Genomic DNA, 20,830 nt, shown 5'->3' on the forward strand with positions numbered 1-20,830 from the left:
CCTGCTCATTTTTCGGCAAAATGTTTCTTCATTTTATATATAATATATAAGCGAAAATGAAGAATTTGCTTTCACCTGAATTTAAAAAAAATAAAGCAGTCTATTCTTTAAAATATAGCTGCCCAATCTATAGAATATATACTTTTATTAAACTAATTTATATGTTTTTCCAAAACATATATCGCCCTTTCTATTTCATCTGCAGAAAATTTATCACTCTTGATTTTTTGTACTGCTTCTATAACATCTCTGTTTGCCAGACATTTATTCTTACCTAGTTTTCTTTTTACAAAATCAACCGTAGTTATTAATTCTAATTCACGTCCACTCTTGTTGCCAAAATACTCTAGCACTTCTTCAATCAATGTTTCTTCAACTGCTGAAATTTTTAATTCTTCCTCTTCATATTCCCCGTATTCATCTCCTATAAAATCAATACGATGCTTGTTTCCATCCGGTACTATATCCAGTATGCCTTTTATTTTTAAACTGTACAAAAAATCATCTAATTCAGAACTATAAGGGCCATAATAGTGAATAGCATAATCAAAGCCTAAATTAACACCTTTTCTCTGTATCAGATATACAAGTTTTTGAACTACTTTTTTCCCAGGGCTTTCAACCTTCCTGGTGATTTTCTCCATTATCTTGACTAACTTGCCTTCTATGTAATTACCCACTTTATTTACCCCCTTTTGATCAATCTTCCATATCCCTAATTCTCTCTTTTATAAATTCTTTAGCTTTACCTGCAATATCTTCCTTAACATAAATTCGTCTCAGATCAATATTTTCCGCCATATTTCGTATTAGCAAAGACTCTTCTATAATAGTTGACAAATTCCGTCCGTATGGCACCCAAACCGGAATTGCCTTTTCATCATCCAACTTATAATGCTGAGGTATTTTGTGAATTACCTTATCTGGAGAATCAAACAAAAGTTTATCTTCTCCAAACTCTCTTGCAAGATCTTTTCTTAAAATATTGTAAATGCTTTTTAAATTCTTGTCAGCAAAATAAGTAGGTGTTTCATATATAACCGGCATAATTTTCCGGTTAAAAATACAGTCAGCATACTCATTACTCACTGCGTCTCTTTTTATATATTCCCACACCCTATTATCATCCCACTCCAGATATTCCCCAACTTCTTGCGGATATGCGCCTTAGTAATATTAAATTGACTGCCAAATTTTTGGCAAAATTTTACGCCAATATTATTTATATATTCGGCTATTTCCGTTTCACAAACAATTTTTTCCGTAAAATCTTCATGTTTTAGACCTGCTGGCAGTACATCTTCTGAACCATGAGAAAAAGGGGCATGTCCCAAATCATGAATTAAACCAATCAACCTTAGTATCTGTTTGTACCAGGCTTTTTGAGGTTCAGAAAAAATATTGTTCTTACTAGTTATAATATCAAAAACACGCGAAACCAGATGCATAACCCCTAAAGAATGAGCAAACCTGGTATGCTCAGCTCCATGATATACAAGATTAGTTAGTGCCAATTGTCGTATTCGCCGCAGCCGCTGAAAAGGCCGAGAATCTATTATCCGCAATTCTTCCGGACTTACATAAATAAAACCATGAATAGGATCCCGAAACAGCTTGTAATCATAATCCATTTTCTCCCTCCCCCCGCTAAAACACTAATCCTCTCCCAAACTCTCCTTTACCCTCTCAATAACTGTCTCATAGCTCATCTCATAATACCTCTTCATATCTTCATACTCAAAAACTGATTGAACAACAAAATCTACTCTCTTTTCTTTATCTCGCTCTAAAATTAGTACTCCGTTTTTTATCACTTCCCGCTTTAAAAGAGGGGATGCTTCATTAAGTATAACCACATCAACATCCGTCCCAGCTATGTCAGCAAGTTCCCTTTTCAATTCCAAATAAGACATAGGCTCAATCTCTTTGTTCTGCAAAAAAACAGCTACATCTATATCATTGTAGCGTTTTCCTTGCACAAAAGAGCCAAAAATATAGGCAAATATTATGTTTTTCTGTTTCTTAAGGTATTCGTTAATTTTTTCCAAAATAATATTATCCACTCTAACACCTGGCTTTCATTTTAGAGTAAGCAGAGGAATATAGCTCCTGACAGATTACAAAAAGTTTTTATGTACTAAAAAAATAAATTTTTCAAAATCTTTCAACTTATTTTTTCATAACATCATATATAATTTTTTTGTCCAGGTTAACATACTCATGAGCCAGAATGTTTCTAAGCCCAATCATATTTTTATAAGTTTTTAAATCATTCTTCGATATATATTTATGATTATACAAGATCTCGAAAGCTTCCGTCATGCTGTCAGCATTGCCTAACCTGTTATCTGCTACAATATGCAAAGCAATGTCGGTCATCATATTTATCACATTAAATAAATTGTACTCTACCACATCCTGTGCCACGTCATTTTGTAAAAATTCATCCCAAGAAAGATGTTGATATTTCTGAATTTTAACCAAACAAACATAAATCTTCTCTAGCCTCTTTTTTATAACTTCTGCCTTTACCATATAAAAACCAGCCTTTCTTTTTTTATAAATCTAATTGTAATTATTTTACTTTTAAACCTTTTTTCCTTCTTCGCTGATAAAAATAGCTTTACCTGAATCCTACTTCCTTCAGCTTCTCATCCAGATTATTTTTATCCAGCTTCACCCCAAAATCAGCCGGTATAGTTTCATCTTCTATCCCCAGCATTTTATGAGCCATCATAGTTCCGATATGAGGATAAAAATGGCTGGCATCATAGTAGTTTTCAAGATTACAGGTAACAGAGTTGGGATACATAAAGTGATAGACTTCCCCAAAAACCTCGACACAATCATAAAGCCACCTCTCATAATAAGGCGTAAGCCCTTCTTCCTCTATAAGCTGCATGAGCGGAAGGGATTCCGGGGTAGTGAATACTATAAATTTAGTATCAGGGTTAGCCTTTTTTAGGCGAAGGAGTATCTCTTTTACCGGCATATATTCATAGTCGCGATAAATTTTTTCCCGGTAGGTGTTTACCGTCCTCGCTATTTTAATCTCTCTCTCCTCAGGAGTAACTGGGAGCAGGGTCTTTACATTATTTCGGTCATAGGCAAAATTAACGGGCGTGCCGTTTTGGGCAGCTTTAAAATTTTTAAGGGCAAACTGGTAAGTGTCATGTGAAAAAAGCATTTTATAGCGATAACCAAAACTGTTGGCTTTTTTTATATAAAAAGAAGGTTTTTCAATTGGAGAAGGCAAGCTCTTGTTTTTATTGGTAGTCCAAAAATCAAGCCCTATTATTATATAATCAAAACGGCGTCCCCGCTTTTTTTTGGCATACTCGACATAGTCATAGTATTCTTCAAGAAGCATGTTGCTCACACCATAATTGTAAGCCTTCATCCCGGTAAAATCATGCTGGTCTATATAAGTAACCCGGCTACTGCCGAGGATTAAGGCATTATAATCAAAGGAATGAAATGTTACATAATTAGTCTTCTGCTGCCTTTCATCAAAAGGCATCTGCACTTGATTATAAGAATGGCTGTGATTAAAACACCACAAAGGATCGATATACCAGTTAAAAAACCCCAGCAGGCAAAGGAAAAGCAAAATAAAAAACAGGGTGCTGAAAAACCAGGATTTATAGTTCATCTAAAAACAAATCCTCCTTTTTTAACATATAGTGAAATAGAAAATTGTACCCCTGGTTCCTGTCTCCCCTATTTTACTCTTTGACAACTGTATAAACCAAGTATATACTAAGTATATACTTAAAGACAAAGGTGATTATATGTTTACTCATATTCAAAAATGGGGCAACAGCCAGGGAATAAGACTTCCGAAATCCATCCTGCAAGCTGTTGGCCTGAAGGAAAATGATAAAGTAGAAATAAAAATTAAAGACGGCGGTCTATTTATCCTTCCTGCCAAAAAACATAAAACCCTGGAGGAAAGGATAGCTGAATCCCAGGGGAACTATAAGTGCAGTGAATGGGATACCGGCAGACCTGAAGGGAATGAGATATGGTAATGGTTTACACACCAGAACCAGGAGACATTATAATACTGGATTTCAACCCGCAAACAGGTCATGAACAAAAAGGCAGGAGGCCCGCCCTGGTTATCAGCAATAAAACATTTAATCGCTTTACCAAATTAGCTCTGGTTTGTCCAATAACTAATACTAAAAAAGGGGTTCCACTTCATGTGCCGCTTGATAGCCGCAATAAAACTACCGGGGTTATTATGTGCGAGCAAATAAAATCATTAGACATATATGCCCGCCATGCTGCCTTTGTCGAAAAAGTGCCCCCCGACATCCTGGAAGAAGTGCTTGATATTATAACAGGATTTATAGAATAATCTGTGAAACAAAGACCCGTCCCCTGTTTCACTAGAAGTTGAAATAAAGAAACTGGGTAACATTGGTAAGATGAATTATGCTCACAAAAGCCAGGAAGCCTATTATCAGTGCATAAGCCAGGTTAGGTTTAAACCGGTCTTTCAGTTCTACCGAATTGCGGCAGGTTAAAACTACTATCAGGGCTAACAGGATATACAAGGAAGCTTCCATGGTGTTCTGCAGGGTAAAACTCCCATAGGGGTAAGGAAGTTTATCCAAAAAAACTATTTTCCCTTCCAGATTGACAGGAAGGACTACCCCGTTTAATCCTATCATTCCCCGCAAGACTTTTATAGCATCATGCCAGGTTTTAGCCCTGAAAAATACCCAAGCTGCATTTACAAAGTTGAAAGTTATAAACCAGGCTAAAATGTTTGGCATTCTTATTCCGGTTTTTTTCCATAACCGGTGGATTATAAGGGCTAATCCGTGCAAAAATCCCCAGAATACAAAGTTCCAGCCGGCTCCATGCCAAAGACCTCCGATAAGAAAAGTTATCATAAGATTACGGTAAGTTAAAAGCTCGCCTTTGCGGTTTCCACCTAACGGAATATAAATATAATCTCTCAAAAACCGGCTTAAGGTCATATGCCATCTGCGCCAGAAATCCTGAATATTTAAAGCTTTATAAGGGGAATTAAAATTTACCGGCAGTTTTATATTGAATAATAAAGCCGCCCCGATAGCCATATCGGTATAGCCACTAAAATCAAAATAAAGCTGAAAAGTATAGGATAAGGAAGTAATCCAGGCCTCAAAGAAAGTAAGCTGGTAAGTGCCGTCAAATCCCCAGTTGGCCCAGTAAGCAAAGGTATCAGCTATCATGACTTTTTTAAAAAGGCCGATACTGAAGATAAAAAGGCCCCTGGCCATATTTTCAAAGTTTATATATTTATTCCTCTCATCCATAAACTGGGGCATCATTTCCTTATGATGAACAATCGGCCCGGCGATAAGCTGGGGAAAAAAGGTTATAAAAAGGGCATAGTTTAAAAGGTCATATTCTTTAGCTTCCCCCCGGTAAGCATCTACTATGTAGGCAATCTGTTGAAAAGTAAAAAAGCTTATGGCCAGGGGAAGCACTATATGAAGCATAGGCAGCTTTGCCCCAAACAGATAATTAATGTTTGAAATAAAAAAATCTGCATATTTAAAATATCCTAAAAGGCCAATATTGAACACAAGACCTAAAATAAGCAGGGTTTTAGCTTCAGCTTCATCCTCCTGGGCTTTATCCCCTATTCTCCTGCCCAGAAAATAGTTTACCCCCAGAGAAACAAGTATTAACGGCAGATATTTAATATTCCAATAGCTGTAAAAGAAAAGAGAAGCTAAAATCAGCCAGGCTCTGGCCAATCTTGTCTGTTTCTGGGCGAGCAAAAAATATCCGGCAAATGCTGCCGGCAAAAAAGCAAAAATATATACATAAGAATTAAAAAGCACTTTTTTCTAATAGCCCCCTTTTTAAACTTCGGACGGTTCTCCTAAAATTATTTCGAATACAAAATACCTTTAAACTTGGGGACGGTTCCGAAATTAAAAAGTATTTCATATTCGAAATAGTTTTTAACTTGAGAACCGTCCCCAAATTAAAAACTGTTTCGATTAGAAATGTTAAAGGTAGCCTTCGCTTCCGGTAAATTGCGGCGTATATGAAGGCTGGATGTCAATCCCATGTCCCGGGCTGGGAAGGTTTTGCCGCTGCTCTTCCGGACTTTGTTTTACCTCTGGAACTGTTTCATTCTGGCTTTCAGAAGAGTTTCGATCAGCCAGCTTGCCTGCAGGAGAAGAAGCATAAAACCCGGCCGGAGGTGCACTTACCACCTCTAAAGTTTCCCCCGCAAAAAGTTTATCCAGTATACCGGCGGTCTGCTTTTTATCTGCTATCCAATAACTGGCAACCATAATTCCATCTGCGTTGTATTCATCATAAAAATAGCCGGGCAAGGTCTGGGTTATAATGGAATCAGCGCTAAATCCCGGCGCCCAGCTCGCCATTTTGATCATATCCGTTAAACCCATGTCGGTTTCTACATATTTGTTGAGCTGCTTTACTAAACTGGGAAGTTTAGCAATGGTTTTCGGTTTTAAAACCTCATCAGCTAATGCCCTGATAAACTGCTGCTGCATCTGGGTGCGGGCAATATCACCCTGGATATAACCCCTAAAGCGGACAAAGGCTAAAGCCTGCCGCCCGTTCAGCCTCTGTAGCCCCGGCTGTAAATCTATATCTTCACTCGGTTTATACATGCGCTGGGGAACATCAATGGTAACTCCTCCCAAAGTATCTATTATTTCCTTAAAGCCGTTAAAATCTACACTTACGTAGTAGTCTATATTAACATCTAAAAGCTTTTCAACAGTTCTTACTGCATAGCGGGGTCCTCCGACAATGTTGGCGGCACATATTTTATCTATTGGGCTTCCTTTTATTTCTACCCTGGTATCCCGCGGAATTGACAAAACTACTGCTTTATCCAGCTTGGGATCGATGGAAACCAGCATCATGGTATCAGAACGGGCATTGGTTTCACCCGGCCTTTTGTCTATGCCTAAAACTAATATATTAGTCCGGTGCCCGTCTTTTATATTTACTTCTTCTCTTTCTTCTCCAGATTTAACCTCTTTCGCTGCCGGAGCAATATGTTTAGTCAGAAAAACACCGGCACCGAAAAAAGCACCAAAAACTAAACCGGTTATAAGTGCAAAGATGAAATATCCCTTAATTTTCCCCATAATTCTCCTACTCCTTATCCATTAAAACGATGCGCCTCTCCCGACTTAAGAGCCGGAGCGGCAGCTGTATCTCCTCTTAAAAGACCGATTTTATCAGCCGCAAATATGACTAAAATCAACAGGGCTCCCAATGCCCATAAAGCCCTGGGACTGCTGGTAAAGCTCAGGAGAACAGCAACAGATGCAAAAACACCGCTTATTCCGTATATAACCAGAACGCATTTTCTATGGCTTAGCCCCAACGCCATCAAACGATGATGCAGGTGTTCTTTGTCCGGCTTAAATATAGGAGTTCCTTTGTTAACTCTCCTTATAATGGCAAAACAAGTGTCAAAAATAGGTATCCCCAGTATTACTATGGGCAGGAAAAGAGATATAGCCGTAGCCCCTTTAGCCGTACCCATAACTGCCAAACAGGCTAAAACAAAGCCTAAAAAGTTGGATCCTCCATCTCCCATAAAAGTTCGGGCAGGATGGAAATTGTACGGCAGAAATCCTGATATTGCCGCAACTAAAAGCAATGATACATAAAATACCGGCATATTGCCTTTCAAAAGGGCAATAATTCCCAGTGAAAGCGCAGCAATAAGGGAAACCCCTCCTGCCAAGCCATCTAAACCGTCAATCAGATTTATAGCATTGGTAATCCCGATTATCCAGAGAAGGGTAACCGGAACACTTAATACTCCGAGGTTTAAAAGACCGTCAAAGGGATTGGTAACAAAGTCCACAGTTATCCCGCAGTAAACTGCCATCGCAGCAGCTGCTATCTGGCCTATCAGCTTTATCCAGGCAGAAAGCTGATACATATCATCCAGTATGCCTACTAAAAATATTATAATTCCTCCATAAATTATCCCCCGGAAGGCAAAGGGTAAATCTTGCATGAACAAAATCCCCAGCATAAAAGCTGTAAATATTCCTACCCCACCCAAACGTGGCATAGTGTGGGCATGAACCTTGCGAGGATCAGGCCTGTCAACGGCACCTACCGCAAAAGCCAGCTTTATACTTAAAGGCACCACCGTAAATGCGATTACAAATGTCGCAATGATGAACATTATATATATATCATTAAACATAAAGTTAACATCTCCCCAACTCATAAAATACTAGCATAATTCTAGCACCAAGGCTAAAGCTTGTCTATATGGGGAACTCATCCATTTGTTGAAGAAAAAAACATATCTTTTAAGTGCCTTTACCGATTTATACGCCCGTCTCTTTCAAATCTTTCTTATCTTTTCGGTTTTTTATTCTGGAATATATGGAATACTTTTCCTGACAGTAACCCGATAAATCTTTTCTATTATTATAACTCCTGCCAGGGCTATAAAGCCAATTATTACGCCGACTAATAGTCCGTTTAAAGTGCGATTTGCAGAAATCGTCACCGCAGTAAATACATGACAGAAGCTGTTTACCATAGATATGCTGCCTATAACCGTGCCCAGGCCAAAAATGAATAAAAGCCAATCTTTCTTATACTTCTGATAAAGATAAATCATCAACATAAGTGAGGGATAGCCGATTATTATCTCTTTAAACCGCGGCCGAGCCAGGAAAATAGTCTCCAATATTTCCCGGATCCTTATCTCCAGTGAAGATACCTTGACTTCACCGGTATGTCCGCTGCGTGCCACATAATAATAGATGCCTATAAAGGCTAATCCCAGGAAGAAGAGTATAAGGTAGTTAGGTTCTTCGCGTAAAAACTGCAGGACATATTCCACTGCACTTTTTTCGCCTTTGAAAACTGCTACATAATTGACGATAAACATAATAAGCGGGAAAACAAACGCCAGTTTTACCCCTCGGAAATACTCGATGTTCATGATATACCTTATATCCGACAAACTGGTCCCCACCGTGTACATACCTAAAGCATTTACTCCCAGGATAATCGCCAAAGAAACTGTAAACTGCAAGGGTAAGTTTTGGTTCCGGCTTTTCTTAAGATAAAGGAGCAAAAGCAAACTGGAAAAAGAGGGATAGATTATAGCCGCTGCCAAGGCATAAAGCTTGGAGAAATCGGCTTTAAGCACAATATTTATTCCGAAGAGAACCAGTATTCCAATTCCCGCCATAAGCCACCAGAAAATCTTTTTAGGGCGGCATAAGTAGGCTAAATAAAGCATTGCTACCCATAAAATGCTTAATGATACCATAAAATAATGAAACTCTCCCGGCATTTTCGGAGATAAGCGGTTTAAAGGCTCTCCTAAAATAAATCCTTTTTCAGCCATTGTCTGGTGAAACTCTCCGATTACCCTTATGGTGTTATCTATATTTTCTGAATAAGTCAGCTTGTCATCTTCAAACGGAACCACAAAAAGGAAACGTATTCCCCGGTCAACAACTGCCCTTACCCAGCGGTAATAGCGTTCATTTATATCTTTTAAATATTCGTCATTGCGGCTGGAGTAAAGGCGGTTAACAGGATAGCCGGTATCTCTTATTACTTTGTCCAGCCCGTTCTGGGGCAGAAATCCGAGCTGGCTGGAGGTTTCAATTATAGCTACAGTGATTCCCTTTTTCTCTATAATCTCTTCAATGATTTTTAATTTATCAGGACTTCCTGATACTTCTCCATTGAAGAGTATATATTTAACCCCATACTCATCTATCAATTTCTCATATTCTTTTATATAGGAAATCCGCGACCCGGTGCTGTTTCCGGGAACCAGCACAATCTTAAAACCTGCTTCTTTAAGCTGATCTAAAACATCCTTCTCAAAGCCGACCAGGACATCGCGGGGATAAGCTTTTGTAGCCGTCTTAGGCGGTTTTTGTATCTCAGTGTTTATAATAAAACCGTGTTTGTCTCCCGATTTAAATTTAACAAGCTCACCAGGGGCAAACCGCTGGCTTAATCCTTTATCCAAAAAACGGGCAACAGCCGGATCGCCGGTTACTGCAGTCAAAGCAGCCGGACTTATTTTTTCTTTTTCCTCCAGGCGGGCTATTTCTGCATATAAAACTGGATCATCTACGCCTGCTTCTCCTTTTAATTCCCCAAAGGAGCATAGCTTTATATCTCCCCTGTATTCCAAATCGGTAAGAGATGTCTCTTTCACTGCCACATATTCTACTTTAGCCAGCTTAAGCCGTGATAAAACCTGGTTAATGTCATAATCTGCCATATCGGCAGCTTTTTTAAACTCCCGGTAGTCAACCATAGTGATTATATTCTTATTCCGGCTTTCATTAGTCATCCGCAGAATTATGCCTGAAGAAGAAAGAATCAGAGTAATCAAGAGTAAAATCCACAAGACTTTTTTCGGTGAAAGCTTCATTTTAGGCTGCCTCCCTCAAGTTTAGTTCTCTTATAATGCCCATAAAATAAGCTGTCCCTACATAAGCAAAACCGCTTATGATCAAGGGCAGAATAAATCCGAATATAATGTCGGAAAAACCGAGATATTTGAAAAAGACTATAACTGCCAACATAAGCCCCATCGGCAAAAGCAATTTCACGCTAAAACGGGCAAAATCAGACCTTAGATAAGTGCCTACTTCTTTCCTTACCATTATCCCCATAATCAAGGCATAGCCGGTGAGACTGAATGCCGTAGAAAGGCTTATGGCAATTATTCCCTTCTCAAGCAAAACAAGATCCAGAAGGACATTCAAGGCCAGGCATATAACGCTTATTTTCATAGGAACCGTAAACTTCTTCAGAGCATAATACACCCGGTTGAATATCTCCTGGCTGACATAACCTACCACTGCAAAGCTGTAAAAAAGGAACGCAGAAGAGGTCATACCCGTAGATTCCCGGGTAAATGCCCCCCGCTCATATATTAAAGTTATTATTTCATGATGATATATTACTACATATATTAGATAAGGAACCAGTATAAATGTTAAAACTTTAAATATATTTTCTAGAAAAAAAGTTATATTCCGGTAATCCTTGTCTATGCAGTAGCGGGAAAGGCGGGGAAAGGCTACACTTGCCATAGCTACTATAAATATGCTGGTTACGGTAATAAAAAGGTTCCCCCCAAAACTTAAAGCAGATGTAGTCCCTTCTTTTAAATGGGTAGCAAAGGAGCGATCCACAATAAGGCATAAAGCTAAAAGGGAGTTGCCCAAAAGCACCGGCAAAAGCTTTCCTAAAAGGCCTTCTGCATTGAAAGCCGGATATTGGCTCCTTTTAAAAGAAAACCTGTATTTCTCCTTGATTATAGCCGGCAGCTGAATCAGGAACTGTAAAAGCCAACCGGCGGTAGTTACATAGCTTAGAAAGACTACATCGGCTCCTTTCAGGAGCAAAGCCGCGATAATAAGCAGATTAAAAGGTATGCTTATGGCTGCTGCCCATAGAAAACGGCCGTGTACCTGCAGGACGCCTGCGGTAACAAAGGTAAGTGTGACAAAAAGAAAAGTTGGCATCATAATGCGGGTGGTTATAACTGCAATCTGGGCAGCCTTCCCTTCTATTCCCGGAGCAATAATACGGGCTAAAAAAGGCGCCAAAATAATCCCGGCTATTGACACCAATGTTCCCCAAAAAGTTATGCGGGCATACAGATAAGAGATATAGCGATTGCGTTCCTCTATGCCGGCATGGTTTATATAGTAAGTAAGGTTGGGTATGTTTATTGATGATAAAGCTGTGCCTACCCCGGAAAAGAAAAGGGCAGGCAGGCTGAATATAGTCTGAAAAACATCAGTTAAAATACTCGTTCCAAATACAGATGCAAAAACTATATCCCGCACAAAACCCAACATTTTTGAAAAAAATATAATCAAGGAAACCCCTATGAAATTTTTACCGGTCTGTTCACTTTTGTTCATAACAAATCCCTTCCTGCAAAATAGCAAAGATACCCGTTTTTAAAGCAGAGTAAGTGCCAAAGCGACATTCTCTTCCGCTTTTTTTGTTAACTCTTCGGTTTTTTCGTCAATTTTTCTCCTTAAAGTCGGGTCTTCCAATAGGCTTTTCAGCTCTTCTCTTATTTTTGGATTTTTCATGTTCAGAGGAGTTAAATCAAATTGTTTCAGAAATGCTTCTACTTTAGGATCATAGGAAATTCCGGCAAACGGAACCCTGCTTATCGCAGCAAAAATCAGGGAATGCAGCCGCATACCTATAACAAAATGAAGCCTGGAAATCAAAGCCAGATGTTCCCTGCTGCTCAAAGGACGGTCAATAATGTAAGGTCTATGGTTCATCAAATCGGCAATCTTTCTCGCTTCCCTGGCATCTTCAGGATAAGATAACGGCATAAAAACTATTTTATAGCCTTTTTCCATTAAATAATCCAGGGCTTCTGCCAAAGGTTTTTCGTAGCCAGCCAGGTCACTCCAGGGCCTTACTGATACTCCTACAACCGGCATATCAACATTATCTTTTATTTCAAAGAGCAAATCCTCTCCTATCTTTACATCAGGTTTTAAGCTGAAAACTGGATCAGCGGTAACCTTATAATCCCTCTTTACCCCCAAACTTCGCAGAAATCTGCCTGATTCTTCATCCCTTAAGGTTATAATATCTACTTTTTCAGCGATAAACCGCATCATAAAGCGGCTTATCTTCCGGTTTAGCGGTCCTATACCCTGGGCATAGAACATAACCGGACAGCCCAAGATTTTGGCTAAAGCTACTATACTCAGGTAATACAAGAAAGAGCGCAGGCTGGTTACATCCTGAAATATGCTGCCGCCTCCGCTTATCAATAAATCAGCTCTTTTGAGCTCTTTTATCACTTTAAAAGGATTCATATAGTAAACAGCAGAAATCCCATGCAGAAGAGAAGTCCGCTGCGGGTTACCTGAAAAAACCACAAAATCTATCTCCGGATGTCTGGTCTTTAAAGATGAAGTTATTGCTGAAAGCAATGCTTCATCTCCCGCATTGTCAAATCCGTAATATCCTGAAAGCACAACTCGCATATCCTTAAAAAACTCCCCTGTCCACTTTATTTATCTCTTTTCATTTTTATTATCCCAGGTAAAAACAGGCCTGAAAGGGCAATAACCCCTTTCAATAAGGTTTCCTGCCAAGGATAACGGTTTATAATAAGGTCAAAGCCGAAATAGAAAAAAACTATTATCCCTAAATAAAAGGCCAAACCTGCTTTAGGCTTATTATTTCTCATCTTTCTCAACCTCAAGGTTTATTCTTTTGTATGATATAGCAAAATCATCAAAGGAGCAACTTAAGTTTTTCCACATAAAAAAAACAGGACAGGAGTAAAACTTCTCCTTATCCTGCCTTAATATCGCATAAGCTTCATTTTTAGCGGGGACGAAGGGTGGGAAAGAGGATTACATCGCGAATAGACGGCGATCCGGTCATCAGCATAACCAGCCGGTCAATTCCTATTCCCAAACCTCCGGTAGGCGGCATTCCGTATTCCAAAGCATTTATATAGTCTTCATCCATCATATGGGCTTCTGCATCTCCGCCCGCCCTTTTTTCCATCTGTTTCAAAAATCTTTCTTTCTGGTCAATCGGATCGTTGAGCTCGGAGAAAGCATTGGCAATTTCCCTGGCCATTATGAAAACTTCAAACCGGTCGGTAAATTCAGGATTATCCTTATTCCGTTTGGCCAGGGGAGATATTTCCACCGGATGTCCGTAAATAAAAGTCGGCTGAATAAGCTTTTCTTCAACAAACGCTTCAAACACCTCGTTTATGATTTCTCCGCGGGTGGCATTCGGCTCCACTTTTATCTTAAGGTCAGCCGCTGCTTTCCGGGCTTCTTCATCCGTTTTAATCTTATTGAAATCTACCCCGGCATATTTTTCAATGGCTTCCAGCATAGTCATCCTGGTCCACGGCGGGGTAAAATCTATTTTCTCCCCTTCAAACTCGGCAATCATAGTTCCGTTTACCTTATACATAACCGTAGAAACCAAATCTTCAGTCAAAGCCATCATGTCAGTATAGTCCGCATAAGCCTGATAAAGCTCAAGCATGGTAAATTCCGGATTATGTTTGGTAGAAATCCCTTCATTGCGGAAGTTTCGATTTATTTCATAAACTTTTTCCAGACCTCCAACGATAAGGCGCTTCAAATAAAGCTCAGGGGCAATACGCAGGTAAAGCTGCATATCTAAAGCATTGTGATAAGTAATAAAAGGACGCGCAGCCGCTCCTCCGGCAATCGGGTGCATCATCGGTGTTTCTACTTCTAAAAAACCTCTTTCATCTAAATAGCGGCGTATCTCCTTTATTATTTGGCTTCTTTTTATAAATACTTCTTTTACTTCCGGATTTACTATCAAATCCACATAACGCTGACGGTATCTAAGCTCAACATCTTTAAGCCCATGCCACTTTTCCGGCAGGGGGTTTAAAGATTTGGCAAGATAGGTAAAATCGCGCACATGAATGCTGATTTCGCCTTTTTTGGTAGTAAATACTTCCCCTTCTACTCCTAAAATATCCCCTATATCCATCTTTTTGAAAAGCTCGTATTTTTCTTTTCCTACATCATCCTGGCGGAAATAAAGCTGAATATTTCCGCTCATATCCTGCATATTGGCAAATCCTGCTTTACCGTGCAGCCGTTTGGACATAATACGTCCGGCAATCTTCACCGTTTTGCCTTCATACTCGCTATAGTTGTTTTTAATAAGGGCTGCTCCCGCTGTCCGCTCAAAACGGACGCCAAAAGGATCAATTCCCGCCGCTTTGAGTTCATTTAATTTTTCAAGGCGCACCTTTTTAAGTTCATTTATATCTTCAACGGTAAGCTCTTCCTGGGTAAAATCATGTTCTGCCACCTTACACACTTCCTTAAACTTAAAATTTATAATCGCAGTTATTATGATAACATAATATCATTTTATCTTTCTACATTTAATATTTCATATTTTATGATTCCTGCCGGAGCTTCAACTTCTACTATATCTCCTTTTTTCTTGCCTATAACTGCTCTTCCTACGGGAGATTCATCTGATATTTTGCCATCTTTAATTTTAGATTCTACGGAAGCTACTATGGTAACCGTAAACTCCCTTCCACGTTCCAAATCTCTCAAAGTCACCCTAGAGCCCAAACTTACTGTCCCTACTGCAATATCGCTGTCTTCAATCAGTCTGGCATTTTTCAAGGTTTTTTCCAAACTTGCTATTCTGCCTTCAATAAATGCCTGTTCATTTTTGGCATCTTCATACTCTGAATTTTCGGAAATATCACCGAAGGCAATAGCTTGTTTTATTCTTTCTGCAACCTCTTCCCTCTTTACTGATTTTAAATACTCAAGCTCATCCTCCAACTTTTTAAGCCCTTCTTTGGTTAAGATAACTTCTTTTCCCTCTGCCATCTAATCGCTCCCATCGTTAATAATTTATAAAAGCGAGTCCCCCGCTCGCTTCACGTCCACCTATATATAAATATAAGCTGCAGCTGCCTGCAGTCATATTTTTACTTCAATATCTTTATGGTATTATATAGACCTCATATAGCCTTGTCAAGAAATATATCCCATAAACCTACTCTCTCCCCTAATTCTTTAAGTTTTACAAATAGCTTCCCCATCCCAGATTCCAGGTTTTCTTCTCCATTAGAAGGCAAAATTCCTGCCAATTTTAAAAGACATGCCTCAAAAACCGGGGCCAGGCAGGACAGGCAGGTATTGATGCCGTTTCGCCTTAACTCCTCTTCTATATCGGGAACCAGTTCGGTTGTATTATTGCCGTATTCCAAAGCATAAATTCCGGGCGATTTTATTCTAAAATCCCGTGCCACACTGTCAAAAAACAGAATTAAATCCCCTTTTTCCCAATTATCGGGGTTTATATAGCTGGAGCTTAAAGTATACCCTTTCTCATAAAAAAATTTATAGGCTAAAACCTCATTTTCTTCTGGACATGTATTCTGGAGTGAAACAGGCACCCCATATTTCAAAAATTCTTCAATAAATTCAGCCTGGTAATTATTCTTCCCTACAATAATCAAACGATTTACTTCTTTATGGGAAAGATAATCCTCGGTCATTTTCAAAGCTAAGGCTTTTATAAAATTATCCCCAAAGGTGAGCGGAAAATTATCGGATAATTCAAGAAGTTCTGGCTTAAATCTCCGGTCAACTGCAAGTATATTTAACTCATATTCACTTATAATATTTATAGCTTTATCTATTATTTCATGTCTCTTTATCGGAGCCAAAATTTTAAAATTTTGCCTTCCTAATACTAATTTTACAGTGCAGCCCTTCTTGTCAATATACGGCAGGTATAACAGCCTTTCTAACCGGGGTGAAAAAAAAAGAGGAGTCAGTCTATCCAAGAAAAACTTTTGATAGACAATTCCTCTTTTATCTTTTTCATTTAAACTGAAAAAAGCAAAATCCAATTTAAGCATCAAATCTCTCCAAATCAACTACTCCCGGTTTCAAATCGAGCTCCCTTAACATGGCATAATAATCCTCCGGGGCAATCTGATCTAAAGGCTTCTTCATCAAGGTAACCATTAAGGCTTCAATTACATTAGTCCCGAAAGACCTTCCGCCCATATCAGGAGTAGTTGTAATAACCTTGCTTATTCCCCTCTCCTTTAAGAGCTTCATGTCATCCCGGGTAGTAGTATTAGTTATTACTATCTGTCCGCTCAGCCTTTCCGGAAGATAGCGACGGATATAGTTAAAATCTCCGGCTAAAACATCTGCTTTATAATAATATTTAGAGTGTTTAGGAATTATGTCATTCTGTTTATCCCCTGTAGGATAAATTTTATCAAAAGGAAGTCTAACTACAAAAGGTGCAGCTATGCTTCCTACAATGCGCAGGGTTTTAAGCGAATGAAGAGGTAGCGGAATCCCCACCGTGTAGATAAAATCTCCCAAAGTAAGCCTGGCTCCTACCTGTTCAAAGGCTTCTGCCATGCCGAAACGGTCAACCGCACATACCATCAGGACATTTTTCCCTCTAAGGTCAACAATTCCTTTTTCCTGGATCTCAAGAATACACTTGCGTTCCAGGGTATTCTTAAGTCCGCTGCCGTCTACTATGGGGGTTTTCTTAGCTGCTGCCACCAAACGCTTAGCATCCTTTATAGTATATCTCTTGCCAGCAATATAGACATAAAGGTCAATTCCTCCCATGCCAAAGGCATCAACCTTGCCGTCGTTCTCTTCAATAAGGCTTATAGCCTTGGCAAAATCCCCATCAGTTCCTATCCTTTCAATTCGGAAACTTTCACCCATAAACTCTGTTTCAAAGGCATGGTCTCTCTTTGAAGAACCCAAACTTACGCTCAATATATGCTTCATTATTCATTTGCCTCCTTTTTAACTTAAAAACTGTTTTCTATATCGTCAGCGGGCATTTTTCAACATCCGTAAAATCTTTTCAATTTCCTGCGGGTCTACCCACTTGTCTTCAGTAATAGGTGAGGTTCCTATTTCAACTGAAATAACCTGCCCGGTCAAAACTCCTTCCATCAATTTTATCCGCTCATCTGAACCAATGCATATAACCACATCAAAGCTGCGAAATCTGGCAATTAAATCCATAAGCTCATTCAAAAGCTCCCGCCCGCTGCGCTCTTTAATAAAATTCTGCCTTTCCTCCTCGGTCATAAGCAGAATATGATCTACACCTTCCCGCCTTAAAATATTCTCAATCTCTTCCTTGTTTTTAACAGGAAAACCTACACAGGCAATCGACTGCCCCTTGCGCAGTTCGCCGATACTTTCCAAGCGGGAAATAAAAGTACGGTCAATATTAAGTTTTTCAGCCACTTCCTGTTGGGATAAACCTTTAGAACGCATGAGCAAAGCCTTCTGCAAAACCTTTTCGATCTTCTGCCAACTTATAATCTTATCCTGAATCCGGTAAAAATCCACCCCTTCACCTCCACCTTTCGCTGTACACCAAGCAAATCAGCTTTGCAACCTGTTGCGCACAAAATTGTTCACAAATTGTTTTCCAATTATTTTAGCATCTTCAAAAAAACTTGGCAAGCAGGTCTAAAGGCAATAAAAAAGACAGCCTAAACTTTTTGCTGTCTTAAGTCAGAGATTTAAGTAAATTTATTATCTCCTCTTTAGAGGTGAGCCGGTTTATTTCTTCTCTTATTTTAGCTGCCCCCCGCATGCCTTTTATATACCAGGCCAGGTGCTTGCGCATCTCCCGCACTGCCACGGCCTCTCCTTTAAAATAGCAGGCCAGTTCCAAATGTTTTATGGCAACCTCTACTTTTTCTTCCCATGAAGGAGGAGGAATTACCCTTCCATTTTCAATGAGTTCTACGGCTTCACGAAAAATAAAGGGGTTTCCCATCGCTCCCCTTCCTATCATAACCGCGTCACAGCCGGTAGATTCAAGCATCCTTAAGGCATCTTCCGCCTTCCATATGTCTCCATTTCCTATGACCGGGACTGATAAATGTTTTTTAAGCATCTTTATGCTTTCCCAGTCAGCCTTTCCTGAGTAAAACTGGTTTCGGGTTCTTCCGTGCAGGGTTACGGCTGAAGCCCCTTCTTCTTCAGCTATAGCTCCTAACTCCAGATAGTTAATGTTATTTTCGTCCCATCCTCGCCTCATCTTTACGGTAACCGGAACTTGGACCACCGAAATCACTTCTCTTATTATCCTGCGTGCCCGGGGAAGATCAAGCATTAAAGCGGCTCCTTCCCCATTTTTTACAATTTTAGGAGCTGGACAGCCCATATTTATATCAATAATGTCTGCTCCCATATTCTCAACTTTTAAAGCGGCTTTAGCCATATACTCCGGATCAGAGCCAAATATCTGCACGGCAATCGGCTTTTCTTCCCCGGATATATCTGCGATCTCCTTGGTTTTTGCCTGTTCGTAAAAAAGCCCCATATCACTTATCATTTCAGTAAAAACCAGACCGCAGCCGAAGGATTTGATGACTATACGGAATGCTTTATCGGTGACTCCTGCTAAAGGTGCCGATACTACCCGGTTTTTTATTTCCACTTTACCAATTTTAAACATTTTACCCCCTGTTTAATTCATAGATTAATCTGAGTCCATCCAAAGTCAGAAACTCATCAATTACATCAATCATTTTCGTCTCTTTGGCAATGACAGTAGCCAGCCCGCCGGTAGCTATTACTTTAGGATTTCCTTTCAGCTCTTCCTTCATTCGCTTAACAATGCCTTCAACCTGTCCTACAAAACCATAAATTATTCCTGCCTGCATACTTGCCACAGTATTGCGGGCTATTACCTGTTTAGGCTTAACCAATTCAACACGTGGCAGCTTGGCTGCCCTGGCCACCAATGCTTCCATCGATATCCTTATCCCGGGAGCAATTGCTCCTCCAAGATATTCTGCCTTCTCGCTAACCGCACAAAAAGTAGTTGCAGTACCAAAATCTATTATAATAAGGGGGCCGCCATATTTATGATAAGCAGCCACCGCATTTACAACCCGGTCGGCTCCGACTTCCCGCGGATTTTCATATTTAATGGCCAGCCCGGTCTTTATCCCCGGTTCTACTATCAAAGGCTTACAGGAAAAATATTTGCGGCACATAATATCCATTTCCATCATCAAGGTGGGAACCACAGAAGATATTACCACTGCGCTTATCTGGCTCATCTTAAGATGGCTGTGTTCAAAAAGCGCCATTATAAGCATTCCATATTCATCAGCCGTCCGCAAGGTATCAGTCCTAAGGCGCCAGTGGGTAAGCAGTTTTTCGCCTTCATAAACTCCTATAACCATGTTGGTATTGCCTATATCAAAAACCAAAATCATACCTTCCCCTCCATCTTCAATCCCGCCAGGATTTTATTCCTTTCACCGTCTCAGCGGCATAAACTGCCCGCAAAACCGCCCTGGCTAAGGCTTCTGCCGCTAAATATCCGGCTATATTTACATCTGCTTCCACTTCACCGGTCGCTAAAGCAAATACCGTATCCCCATCATAGTTAGTATGCACTGGCCTTATAACCTTGGCAAGTCCGTTATGTGCCATCTGGGCCATTTTATTGGCCTGGATTTTATTAAATTTGGCATTGCAGGCAACCACCGCAATGGTAGTATTAGTTAAAACTTCCCCCTCTACCTTTATCCCGCTTAAAGCTTGAAAAGTCCGACAGCTGCCGACTATAACCCCGTTATCATCCCTGACTCCGGCCACAATTCTTCCTTTTTCCGGGTCAAAGACATCGCCAAAGGCATTTACCGCAACTATGGCTCCTACCGTAAGCCCATTGTTTAAAGTAATCGACCAGGTGCCCATTCCTCCTTTGGTGCTGTTGACATAGCCCCTGAGCTTGCCAATCGTCGCCCCCGTCCCTGCCCCAACATTCCCTTCGCGGACTTCTTTTCCCGCCTTTTTGCAGGCTAAATAGCCCATTTTTCGGTCAGGACGGACTTTAGGATTTCCCACCCCCAAATCATACAAAACAGCTGCCGGCACTATGGGGACTATCGCCGTACTGGTCTTATGCCCAATTTCCTCTTCTTCCAAATATTCCATAACACCACAGGCTGCATCCAGACCAAATGCGCTGCCACCGGCTAAAAGCACAGCATGTACTCTTTCCACCGCATTAAGCGGAGACAGCAAATCAGTTTCCCGGGTGCCAGGTGCAGAACCTCTAACATCAACTCCGCATACGGCTCCTTCCCTCCCGGTCAATATAACAGTGCAACCTGTCAAAGCATCCAGATCCTCCACCGATCCCACAGTAATCCCTTTTACGTCGGTAATTGAATTAGCCATACCCTCACTTCCCCTCTCAAATA

At 40.1% G+C, this 20,830-nt stretch carries 23 protein-coding genes; 2 read left to right on the top strand and 21 right to left on the bottom strand.

What is annotated here, in order from left to right:
* Nucleotides 1-152: 152 nt before the first annotated feature.
* The 6 genes from H0Z36_RS09220 to H0Z36_RS09245 form a co-directional block, all read right to left on the bottom strand.
* A complete protein-coding gene (locus tag H0Z36_RS09220; RefSeq protein ID WP_296865707.1) occupies nt 153-680 on the bottom strand; it encodes a type II toxin-antitoxin system antitoxin SocA domain-containing protein in 528 nt (175 codons plus the stop codon).
* 19 nt (nt 681-699) lie between these two features.
* Nucleotides 700-1,089, bottom strand: coding sequence for a hypothetical protein (locus H0Z36_RS09225; RefSeq protein ID WP_296865708.1), 390 nt, complete (start codon nt 1,087-1,089; stop codon nt 700-702).
* 11 nt (nt 1,090-1,100) lie between these two features.
* On the bottom strand, nt 1,101-1,631 hold the full coding sequence (locus H0Z36_RS09230; protein WP_296865710.1) for an HD domain-containing protein: 531 nt from the start codon (nt 1,629-1,631) through the stop codon (nt 1,101-1,103).
* A 24-nt stretch (nt 1,632-1,655) separates the two neighbouring features.
* Nucleotides 1,656-2,063 carry a nucleotidyltransferase domain-containing protein gene (locus H0Z36_RS09235; RefSeq protein WP_296865711.1) on the bottom strand — a complete coding sequence of 136 codons (408 nt, stop codon included), beginning with the start codon at nt 2,061-2,063 and terminating at the stop codon, nt 1,656-1,658.
* Nucleotides 2,064-2,169: 106 nt separating this feature from the next.
* A complete protein-coding gene (locus tag H0Z36_RS09240) occupies nt 2,170-2,535 on the bottom strand; it encodes a DUF86 domain-containing protein (RefSeq protein ID WP_296865712.1) in 366 nt (121 codons plus the stop codon).
* An 88-nt stretch (nt 2,536-2,623) separates the two neighbouring features.
* A complete protein-coding gene (locus tag H0Z36_RS09245) occupies nt 2,624-3,652 on the bottom strand; it encodes a hypothetical protein (RefSeq protein WP_296865715.1) in 1,029 nt (342 codons plus the stop codon).
* 139 nt (nt 3,653-3,791) lie between these two features.
* Between H0Z36_RS09245 and H0Z36_RS09250 the strand changes: the two genes are divergently transcribed.
* Both H0Z36_RS09250 and H0Z36_RS09255 read left to right on the top strand, forming a co-directional pair.
* Nucleotides 3,792-4,031, top strand: a complete 240-nt coding sequence (locus H0Z36_RS09250) for an AbrB/MazE/SpoVT family DNA-binding domain-containing protein (protein WP_296865717.1) — start codon at nt 3,792-3,794, stop codon at nt 4,029-4,031.
* The gene (locus H0Z36_RS09255) at nt 4,031-4,363 is read left to right on the top strand and encodes a type II toxin-antitoxin system PemK/MazF family toxin (protein ID WP_296865846.1); all 333 of its coding nucleotides are present in this window, start codon (nt 4,031-4,033) and stop codon (nt 4,361-4,363) included. The genes H0Z36_RS09250 and H0Z36_RS09255 overlap by 1 nt, the downstream gene beginning before the upstream one ends.
* A gap of 31 nt (nt 4,364-4,394) precedes the next feature.
* On the opposite strand, the gene H0Z36_RS09260 is transcribed toward H0Z36_RS09255, so the two are convergent.
* The 15 genes from H0Z36_RS09260 to H0Z36_RS09330 form a co-directional block, all read right to left on the bottom strand.
* On the bottom strand, nt 4,395-5,846 hold the full coding sequence (locus H0Z36_RS09260; RefSeq protein WP_296865718.1) for an MBOAT family protein: 1,452 nt from the start codon (nt 5,844-5,846) through the stop codon (nt 4,395-4,397).
* A 171-nt stretch (nt 5,847-6,017) separates the two neighbouring features.
* Nucleotides 6,018-7,139, bottom strand: coding sequence for an LCP family protein (locus tag H0Z36_RS09265; protein WP_296865720.1), 1,122 nt, complete (start codon nt 7,137-7,139; stop codon nt 6,018-6,020).
* Between the two features lie 14 nt (nt 7,140-7,153).
* Nucleotides 7,154-8,221, bottom strand: coding sequence for an MraY family glycosyltransferase (locus tag H0Z36_RS09270; protein ID WP_296865721.1), 1,068 nt, complete (start codon nt 8,219-8,221; stop codon nt 7,154-7,156).
* Between the two features lie 171 nt (nt 8,222-8,392).
* On the bottom strand, nt 8,393-10,435 hold the full coding sequence (locus H0Z36_RS09275) for a DUF5693 family protein (protein WP_296865723.1): 2,043 nt from the start codon (nt 10,433-10,435) through the stop codon (nt 8,393-8,395).
* Nucleotide 10,436: 1 nt separating this feature from the next.
* On the bottom strand, nt 10,437-11,942 hold the full coding sequence (gene murJ / locus H0Z36_RS09280; protein WP_296865725.1) for a murein biosynthesis integral membrane protein MurJ: 1,506 nt from the start codon (nt 11,940-11,942) through the stop codon (nt 10,437-10,439).
* A 39-nt stretch (nt 11,943-11,981) separates the two neighbouring features.
* On the bottom strand, nt 11,982-13,040 hold the full coding sequence (gene csaB, locus H0Z36_RS09285; protein ID WP_296865727.1) for a polysaccharide pyruvyl transferase CsaB: 1,059 nt from the start codon (nt 13,038-13,040) through the stop codon (nt 11,982-11,984).
* Between the two features lie 26 nt (nt 13,041-13,066).
* Nucleotides 13,067-13,246: a hypothetical protein gene (locus tag H0Z36_RS09290; RefSeq protein ID WP_296865728.1), complete on the bottom strand. Its 180-nt coding sequence runs from the start codon at nt 13,244-13,246 to the stop codon at nt 13,067-13,069.
* 140 nt (nt 13,247-13,386) lie between these two features.
* On the bottom strand, nt 13,387-14,880 hold the full coding sequence (lysS, locus tag H0Z36_RS09295; protein ID WP_296865730.1) for a lysine--tRNA ligase: 1,494 nt from the start codon (nt 14,878-14,880) through the stop codon (nt 13,387-13,389).
* Between the two features lie 62 nt (nt 14,881-14,942).
* Nucleotides 14,943-15,422, bottom strand: a complete 480-nt coding sequence (greA, locus tag H0Z36_RS09300) for a transcription elongation factor GreA (RefSeq protein ID WP_296865731.1) — start codon at nt 15,420-15,422, stop codon at nt 14,943-14,945.
* A 134-nt stretch (nt 15,423-15,556) separates the two neighbouring features.
* The gene (locus H0Z36_RS09305) at nt 15,557-16,462 is read right to left on the bottom strand and encodes a hypothetical protein (RefSeq protein ID WP_296865732.1); all 906 of its coding nucleotides are present in this window, start codon (nt 16,460-16,462) and stop codon (nt 15,557-15,559) included.
* Nucleotides 16,455-17,369, bottom strand: a complete 915-nt coding sequence (locus tag H0Z36_RS09310; protein ID WP_296865734.1) for a quinate 5-dehydrogenase — start codon at nt 17,367-17,369, stop codon at nt 16,455-16,457. Before H0Z36_RS09310 ends, H0Z36_RS09305 begins: the two co-directional genes overlap by 8 nt.
* Nucleotides 17,370-17,414: 45 nt before the next feature.
* The gene (locus tag H0Z36_RS09315; RefSeq protein ID WP_296865735.1) at nt 17,415-17,945 is read right to left on the bottom strand and encodes a helix-turn-helix transcriptional regulator; all 531 of its coding nucleotides are present in this window, start codon (nt 17,943-17,945) and stop codon (nt 17,415-17,417) included.
* A 163-nt stretch (nt 17,946-18,108) separates the two neighbouring features.
* Nucleotides 18,109-19,065, bottom strand: coding sequence for a tRNA dihydrouridine synthase DusB (gene dusB / locus H0Z36_RS09320; RefSeq protein WP_296865737.1), 957 nt, complete (start codon nt 19,063-19,065; stop codon nt 18,109-18,111).
* 1 nt (nt 19,066) lies between these two features.
* Nucleotides 19,067-19,834 (bottom strand): type III pantothenate kinase, encoded by a 768-nt coding sequence (locus H0Z36_RS09325; protein ID WP_296865739.1) that lies wholly within the window; start codon nt 19,832-19,834, stop codon nt 19,067-19,069.
* Nucleotides 19,835-19,850: 16 nt separating this feature from the next.
* Nucleotides 19,851-20,807 carry a P1 family peptidase gene (locus H0Z36_RS09330; RefSeq protein WP_296865741.1) on the bottom strand — a complete coding sequence of 319 codons (957 nt, stop codon included), beginning with the start codon at nt 20,805-20,807 and terminating at the stop codon, nt 19,851-19,853.
* Nucleotides 20,808-20,830: the final 23 nt, after the last annotated feature.

The organism is Thermosyntropha sp. (assembly GCF_017656155.1).
In the GTDB taxonomy this organism is placed as follows: Bacteria; Bacillota; Syntrophomonadia; order Syntrophomonadales; family Syntrophomonadaceae; genus Thermosyntropha.